At 74.4% G+C, this 7826-nt stretch carries 6 protein-coding genes; 5 read left to right on the forward strand and 1 reads right to left on the reverse strand.

Translation table 11 applies throughout. The annotated features are described in order from the left end of the window. The first annotated feature begins 213 nt into the window (after window positions 1-213). Window positions 214-2256, forward strand: a complete 2043-nt coding sequence (locus MB828_RS30755; RefSeq protein ID WP_430381449.1) for a DUF1996 domain-containing protein — start codon at window positions 214-216, stop codon at window positions 2254-2256. A gap of 55 nt (window positions 2257-2311) precedes the next feature. On the opposite strand, the gene MB828_RS30760 is transcribed toward MB828_RS30755, so the two are convergent. Then, window positions 2312-2971, reverse strand: a complete 660-nt coding sequence (locus MB828_RS30760; protein WP_301651028.1) for a lipoprotein — start codon at window positions 2969-2971, stop codon at window positions 2312-2314. Between the two features lie 227 nt (window positions 2972-3198). Between MB828_RS30760 and MB828_RS30765 the strand changes: the two genes are divergently transcribed. The 4 genes from MB828_RS30765 to MB828_RS30780 form a co-directional block, all read left to right on the forward strand. Next, complete coding sequence (locus MB828_RS30765; protein WP_301651029.1) at window positions 3199-4515, forward strand: lipase family protein; 1317 nt, start codon at window positions 3199-3201, stop codon at window positions 4513-4515. 99 nt (window positions 4516-4614) lie between these two features. Next, the gene (locus MB828_RS30770) at window positions 4615-5073 is read left to right on the forward strand and encodes a flavodoxin family protein (protein ID WP_301651030.1); all 459 of its coding nucleotides are present in this window, start codon (window positions 4615-4617) and stop codon (window positions 5071-5073) included. A 380-nt stretch (window positions 5074-5453) separates the two neighbouring features. Beyond that, window positions 5454-7598, forward strand: coding sequence for an acetoacetate decarboxylase family protein (locus tag MB828_RS30775; protein ID WP_301651031.1), 2145 nt, complete (start codon window positions 5454-5456; stop codon window positions 7596-7598). A 28-nt stretch (window positions 7599-7626) separates the two neighbouring features. Next, window positions 7627-7826, forward strand: a 200-nt coding sequence (locus tag MB828_RS30780) for a hypothetical protein (protein WP_301651032.1), incomplete at its 3' end; no start/stop codon positions are given.

Consider the following 7826-nt stretch of genomic DNA (forward strand, 5'->3'; position numbering starts at 1 on the left):
AGTTTCGCACGAAAAGTGAGAATTGTGCCGGTGGTCCTGTCCTTCCTCCGGTTGCGCTCCGTGTCCGGACAGTCACCCGGGAGGCCTCTTTCTGTGAGGTCGCCGTGAATTTCTGGTGCTGTTGAACACGGTTGTGCCGCGGTCCGTATGGGGCGGGGGATTTCCATGCCCGGCCGCCCACGACCACGCAGGGGTATGACCGTGAGTTCGACCTTGAGACGCAACAGGCGCAGACGCCCGACCGGCGCACGACGCGCGACCTTCGCAGCGGTCGCCCTCATGCTCGGCGGGGGAGGCCTGGTCGCGGTGAACGTCTACGCCTCGGCCACCGAGGGCGGCTGGGACCAGTCAGCACATGGCCAGACCGCCCAGGTGCTGTCCGCGCCCACGGTCTACTGCCCCGACGTCGGCAGCCGGCTGACGGACGTGCCCGACGGGGCCCGCGCCGAGGTCGACGGCGAACTCGCCGAGCTGGACAAGCAGATCGCGGGCGCGTACCAGCAACTCAAGGACTCGGCCGAGGCGATCCGGCAGAACCCGGAACTCGCCGACCAGACGATCATGAACCCGCTCAAGGAGCAGCGGTCCGGGACGCTGCGGCGCATCGGCGACGCCATCGACCGCGAGGGCGACCGGCCGCAGGGCCTCGACGACCTCGCCGCCTGCACCCTGCGCTCGACGGACCAGGGCGGCGGGCAGTCGACGCCGCCTCAGGACAATGGCGGCGCGGGCAACGGGAGCAGCGCCTCGCCGAGCCAGAGCGCCGGCACCGGCACGGGCGCCGGCGGTCAGGGCGGCAACGGACCGGTGGCGGCCGACTACGTGGACATCACCACCGTCCAGCCCGACGCGAAGAACCCGGCCGAGCAGTCCGGCGGCTCCACCGGCACCTTCGCCTCCAGCTGCGGCGTCAACGCGAACGGCCTGTTCAACTCGGACAACGTGATCGTCGCGCCCGGGGTCTCCAACGGTGCCCACCACTTCCACGACTACATCGGCAACCAGTCCAACAACGCCTTCGCCAGCGACCAGGACCTCGCGAACGCCGACACCAGCTGCGCGGACAAGGGTGACAAGTCCACGTACTACTGGCCCGTGCTCCGGCTCCAGAACGGCAAGCAGGAGCGGGACGCCGACAAGCCGGGCGGTGGCACGGAGGGCAACGCCGGACAGATCGTCACGGCGAAGCAGGTCACGCTGACCTTCGAGGGCAACCCCACCTCCAAGGTCACCGAGATGCCGCGGCTGCTGCGCATCATCACCGGCGACGCCAAGGCCTTCGTCAACGGTCCGGGCAACGCCAACGCCTCCTGGAGCTGCACCGGTTTCGAGGACCGGCAGCTTAAGGACAAGTACCCGCTCTGCCCCCAGGGCAGTGACGTCGTGCGCACGTTCAGGTTCCAGAGCTGCTGGGACGGCCGGAACATCGACAGCGCCAACCACCGCACCCACGTGGCCTTCGAGGCCGCCGACGGCAGCTGCCCGAACGGCTTCAAGGCCATCCCGCAACTGGTGCAGCGCATCGTCTACGACGTGGACGCGCCGAGCCTCCAGGACGGTGGCCGTACGGTCCCGCTGTTCGCGGTGGACTCGTTCCCCGAGCAGCTGCACAAGCCGGTCACCGACCACGGCGACTTTATCAACGTCTTCGACGAGGGCCTGATGCGGAAGATGGTCGACTGCATCAACTCCGGCCGCACCTGCGGCGCGGGGGCCGCCGAGCAGCCGCCGTCCCAGAGCCCCGAGCCCGCCCCGAGCGAGACCGGCAACCCGGCCACCCCGCCGTCCGAGCCGGCGAGCTCGGAACCGTCGGAGCCCGCGCAGCCGTCGGAGCCCGCGCAGCCGTCCGAGCCGGCGAGTTCCGAGCCCTCCGAGCCCGCCGGTGCCGGGGGCGAGGAGCCCTCCGAGCCGCCGGCCGGCACCCCGGCGACGGAGACCACCGCTCCGGCCGGCTCCACCGGCCTGCCGAGGGTCTACGAGACCGCGTCGCCCAAGAAGTCGGCCGGCGGTGTCATCAGCAAGCCCACGCAGCGGCCCGAGACCACGACCCCGTCGGCGACCGCGGCCGCCCCGGCGGGCCAGGAGACGGCCACCGCGCCGGGGACCGAACCCCAGACCCAGCCCCAGACCCAGCCCCAGGCCGTCCAGGGCGGCCTCGCCGAGACCGGTGCCGACCTCTGGCCCGCGGCTCTCGGTGCGCTGCTGCTGGCCGGCGGGGCCGTGCTGCTGTGGCGCACCCGGCGGACCTCCGCCTGACCGCCTGACGCCTACGAGGCCTGACCGCCTACCCCTACGAGGAACGCACCTACCCCTACGAGGAACGCAGTGTGCCCTGGGCGAGCTCGAACGCGGGGAGCATCTCGTCGTGCTCCGCGCTGTCGAGCCCGCCCAGGTGCAGTACGACGGGCCCCCGGGACGTGACCACGGCCAGGGCCGACTCCTTCGTGCGCTCGCCGAGGAGTTCACTGGAGTGGACGTAGTCGACCCGGACCCCTGAGAGGCCGCCCGCGCTGAAGGTCCGGTACGCGGCCCGGGAGGTGGCCCCCTCGGCGGCCACGAACGCCCGCAGCACCGCGCGGGCGTCCCCGCTGCCCGGCTTCCCGGTCGACACCCGCAGGAAGCCGACGGCCCCGGCGGGCTTGGCGTCGATCTCGCAGACGAGGGTCACCGGGCCCTGCCGCAGCAGGCTGTCCACGGTGTCCCCGTCGACGCCGCCCGACGCCACGGCGGCCAGACCGTCGACGGCCTCGGCCTCCCACCCCGTGGCGATGTCGAACGTCACCGGCAGGACACAGGCCGACCCGGCGCGGCCGATCGTCCCGGCGCTGCCGATCGTCCCGGCGCTGCCGGCCACCCCGCTCGACCCGTGCCCCGAGGCCGTGACGTCGGTCGGGCGCGGCGCCGCGCCGCACCCCGTCAGCAGCCCGGCGACCAGCGCGAGCAGCGCGGCTCTTGCTCCGATGTTCTCCACGGCCTCCCCCTCCGGCATCCCAGGCGGGCACTGTAACGGGGGGCGCCGACAACGCCGCTCGGTAACAGGGGCGTTGACCGTCCGTCATATTACTGAAACGTAACCAAACAGCTGCTACCCGCGGTAACTCATCGCTCGTTACCGTCGGGTAATAGGTACCCGCCCCGTCGGCCGCTCCGGGGACGTCCGCTCCACCTCCCACGTCCAGTACGTCCAGGAGGCTCCCCATGCCTGTCCGCGTACGTCTGCTGGCCACCGCCGTCACCGCCGCCGCCTGCCTCTGTCTTCAGACAGCACAGGCCACGGTCTCCCAGGCGGAGGTCTCCCGGGGTGTCACCATCCCGGCCTTCTACGACCCGCCCGCCGGCCTCCCCACGGCCGACGGCGCGCTCGTCCGCACCGCGCCCCTCCCGCTCGCCCTCAGCCTGCCCAGCCTGCCCGGACCCCTGCCGGGCACCGCGACCAGGCTGATGTACAAGTCCACCGACTCCGCCGGTGAACCCGTCGCGGTCACCGGCGCCTACATCGAGCCGACGCTGCCCTGGCTCGGCCCCGGCGCCCGCCCGCTGGTGGCCCTGGCCCCCGGCACCATGGGGCAGGGCGACCAGTGCGCCGCCTCCATGGGCCTCCAGTACCCGCTGCTCCTCAACGGCCGGACGGTGTCCGTCGGTTACGAGGACCTGGCGGTCTACCGGCTGCTCGCCGAGGGCGTCGCGGTCGTCGTCACCGACTACGTCGGGCTCGGCGCGACCGACCGGCTGCACACCTACGTCAACCGGCTGGACGGCGCCCACGCCGTCCTGGACGCCGTACGGGCCGCCCGGAAGGTGCCGGGCGCCTCCGTGACCACCGCCTCGCGCGTGGGTCTGTTCGGCTACAGCCAGGGCGGTGGCGCCACCGCCGCGGCCGCCGAACTCCAGCCGGACTACGCCCCGGACGTCACCCTCGCCGGCAGCTACGCCGGGGCGCCGCCCGCCGACCTCACCGCCGTCACCGCGGCCATCGACGGCAGCGACCTGGCCGGCGCGCTCGGCTGGGCGGTGAACGGGTTCGTCCAGTCCGACCCGGAGCTGAAGCCGATCGTCGACGCCCATCTCGGGACGGCGGGCCGGGCCGCGCTCACCGACCTGTCGACGATGTGCGTCGGGGACGCGCTTTTCGCCTACGGCTCCCAGCACAGCACCGCCTGGACCGACGACGGCAGCTCCATCTCCGAGGTCATCGCCGAGGAGCCGGCGCTCCAGGCCTTCCTGAACGAGCAGCGCATCGGCAGGACGGCGCCGGCGAGCCCGGTACGGCTCGCGACCGGCGTCAGCGACGACCTCGTACCGCACGCGCAGGCCCGGCAGCTCGCCGTCGACTGGTGCGGCGAGGGCGCGGACGTCACCTATGTGCCGGTCGTCCTGCCGGACGCGGGCCGCGCCCTGCTCAACCATCTGGCGCCCCTGCTCACCGACCAGGGGAGCGCCGTCGCCTGGCTGACGGCCCGGCTCTCCGGCATACCGGCCGGCTCCAACTGCCGGACGATGTCCGCACAGCCGTGAGCCGCCCCTGAGCCCGTTCCCGCTCACCCCCGCGCCCCGGGGCTCACCCCCGCCCGCCGCCGTTTGCCGTCGGCGGGCGGCACAGGGCAGGGTGCCGTTGTGCCCACCTTGCTGATCGTCCATCACACCCCTTCGCCGCACTGCCAGGCCATGTTCGAGGCCGTGGTCTCCGGGGCGACCACCCCGGAGATCGAGGGGGTGCGGGTGGTACGGCGGGCAGCCCTGTCCGCCACCGCCTCCGACGTGCTGGCGGCCGACGGATACCTGCTCGGCACCCCGGCCAACCTCGGTTATCTCTCCGGCGCCCTCAAGCACTTCTTCGACCAGATCTACTACCCGTGTCTGGACGGGACGCGCGGCCGTCCGTTCGGTGCCTACGTGCACGGCGGCAACGACGTCACCGGCGCCCTGCGAGCCCTCGACACCATCACCACCGGCCTCGACTGGCGCAGGGCCGCCGAACCGGTCACGGTGACCGGCGAGCCGTCCAAGGCCGACCTCGAAGCATGCTGGGAACTGGGAGCGACCCTCGCGGCCGGCCTCACCCCGCCCACCTGACCACCCACCCCCACGGCCCCGACCGGACGGCACCGCCCTTGTCCGGCGCGTGGCTTCCACCCGGCGGCACCGCACCGGTTCCCGCGCGCCGGCACTGGACGGCATGCCCTCGCTCGTGACGCGGGTTCTGTACCGGGCGGCACCGGACGGGATTCGGCGTGAGGGCTTCCTGTCCGGTGGCACTCCGCCACGCTTGGTGTGGGCCTCCCCGCCGGCCCCGGCCCGCAGCGGCTCCGTGGGCCGGGGCCATGGCGTACTGCGGGCCGGGACGGGTGCGTGTGCACGTGGGGCCGGCCTCGGCCGGACGGGCGAAGGTGCGGGGGGCGGGGCTCGGGACCAGGATGGGACGAGGGGCTGTCGTCGATCCGAGGGAGCGTCGGATGGCAGCGCATCGCCATGCCGACGGGCCGCCCGCGGCGGAAGCGCTGCGGGCGTGCGCCCGTGACGTCGTGGACGTCGCCGAGGGCATCCGCGAGGTCTCCGCGCGGACCAGCTCCGTCCTGTTCGCCCCGGCGCTGACCGCCGCCGCCCGCCGCCACCCGCGTACCGGCTGCGCGGCCCGGTGGGCACTGCTGCGGGCGCTCACCGACAAGCAGGGCCTAGGTGGTTCGGCGGTCGTGGCCCCGGACGGCATGGGCCGGCTGCTCGGCGCGGCCGGGCAACTGCTCGGCCGCCAGAGCCTGGCCGCGCTGGTGGCGGTGACCTCGCTGCGGCTGCGGCTCGCCGCACTCCTGCTCGACCACCCCGAGTTCGCGCACGACCCGGGCGTGCGGCGGCTGACGGACGCCGTCGACGCCGACGACGAGGCGGCCGTCCGCGCGCTGCGGGCCCTCTTCGAGGACCCGGACGCCCAGCGCGCGCTCTGCGGACTGGCCCCGGTCCTGACCGGACTGCTGATCGTCCGGGGCCTGCTGGCCGAGGACCCCGGCGACGACGAGGCAGCCTGGGCGCTGGCCGCGGGACACGGACTCACCGCCGGCCCCGGCGACGGCATCGGCCCCTTCCGCTCCCGCGCCGCGGACCGGACGGAGGGAGCGCCCCAGGCCGTCGAACCGACCGCGCGGGAGGCCCGTGGCCTCGCCGCCGAGGGCTCCCTCCTGGGCTTCCTGCGCAACATCGACGCCCTCTCCGCCGGCGGCCGGCTCCTCGTCCAGGAGGTACGCGGTCCCGACGGCGTGCTCCGCTACGTCGTCCAGGCGCCCGGCACGGCCCCCGGCCGCCCCCGCGACGACTGCGCCCAGGACTTCGCCGGCGCCTGGCGCAACCTGTTCATGGCCGACTCGCCGTACACCCGCGCCGTCCTGCTGGCCGTCCGGGACCACGGCATCCCGCGCGGCGCCGACCTCGCGCTGATCGGCCACGGCGAGGGCGGGATCGCGCTGCTCAACCTCGCGCGGGACGACGAGTTCTGCCGCGCCTACCGGGTCACCCACGTGGTCGCCGTGGGGGCGCCCCTGGGTGGCGGGAGCCCCGCCGACCCGCGCACCTGGGTCGCCGGTGTCACCAACCGGCACGACATCGTGCCGGTCCTCGACGGCCGCGGCACCGGCACCGCGGGCACCCCGCACCCCAACCGGTACGAGGTCGACTACACCGGCCCCACCCGCGAGTTCCCGCTCTGCCACCTGCTCAGCGGCTACCTGGAGCACCTGGAGACGGTGGTCCCGCAGGCGCGCGTGGACATCGACCGCGCCCTCACCCCCTACCGGGGCCGGGTCGAACGCAGCCGCGTCTACCGGCTCGGCGACCGCGGCCGCCCGCCCGAGGGCCACCCCTTCCTGACCGTCCCCACCACGGGCCTGGTGACCTCGGCCGGCCCGGTCGACGTACCGGTCCGCTACTACGACTCCTCCGCCGTCCACCTGTGCTACCCGGTCGATCCCGACGTGGCCCGCACCCTGCTGCCCGACGTCGCCTGGCTGGTCCCCACCCGCTTCGGCCGCCGCGCCCTCGCCGTGCTCTCCCTGTACGAGCACCGCTGCACCACCCTCGGCCCCTACACCGAACTCGCCCTGTCCGTCCCGGTCGACGACCCGTGGCGGCCGCACGCCCACGACATCGCCGCCGACCTGCTGCGCCCCGCCGATCTGCGCCGCACCGGACGGTACGTCGTCTCGCTCGCCGTCGGAAGCCGGGAGGCGCGGGCGGTGGCGGAGGAGGTGTGGGCCCAGCCGGCCGTCCAGGCGAGCGCCGACGTCCGGGTGGAAGGGCGCGAACTACGCGTACGGGCACCGGAACTGGGCCTGTCCGTCGAGGGCCGCCCGGGGCCCGGTGTGCGCTGTCCCGAGGCGGACTGGGTGCTCTACGGCCGCCGCGGCGAGAGCACCGTCCGCACCCTGGTCCGTGCCCGCGGACAGCCGCACGCCCATGCCCGACCGCGGGTGCGGCTCCGGCTCGACGGCGCCCACGGGCCGCTCGCCCGGCAGCTCCAGATCCTCGAACTGGACGCCGTACGGCCCGGGTTCGCCCTGACGAGCCCCCGGTTCATGGCCCACCGCAGCGCGGGCGCGGTGCTGCCGCGCTAGCCGTCCCTCCGAGCACAGGTGACCCCGCATGGCGACCGAATCCGTCCCGACCGCTCCCGAACTCCTCGCGTACGTCACGGACCTGAGAGCCGACGCCGACCGCATGGACGGCTACGCGCGGCGCCTGCGCGGCGCCGCCGCCACTCTGGACGGCTGCGCCGGGACGCCCGGTCGCAGCGGCGCCGCGCTGGAGCGGCAGGCGGCGGCCTGCGCGACCGCGGCGGCCCG

Source organism: Streptomyces arenae (genome assembly GCF_022343545.1).
Taxonomy (GTDB): domain Bacteria; phylum Actinomycetota; class Actinomycetes; order Streptomycetales; family Streptomycetaceae; genus Streptomyces; species Streptomyces humi.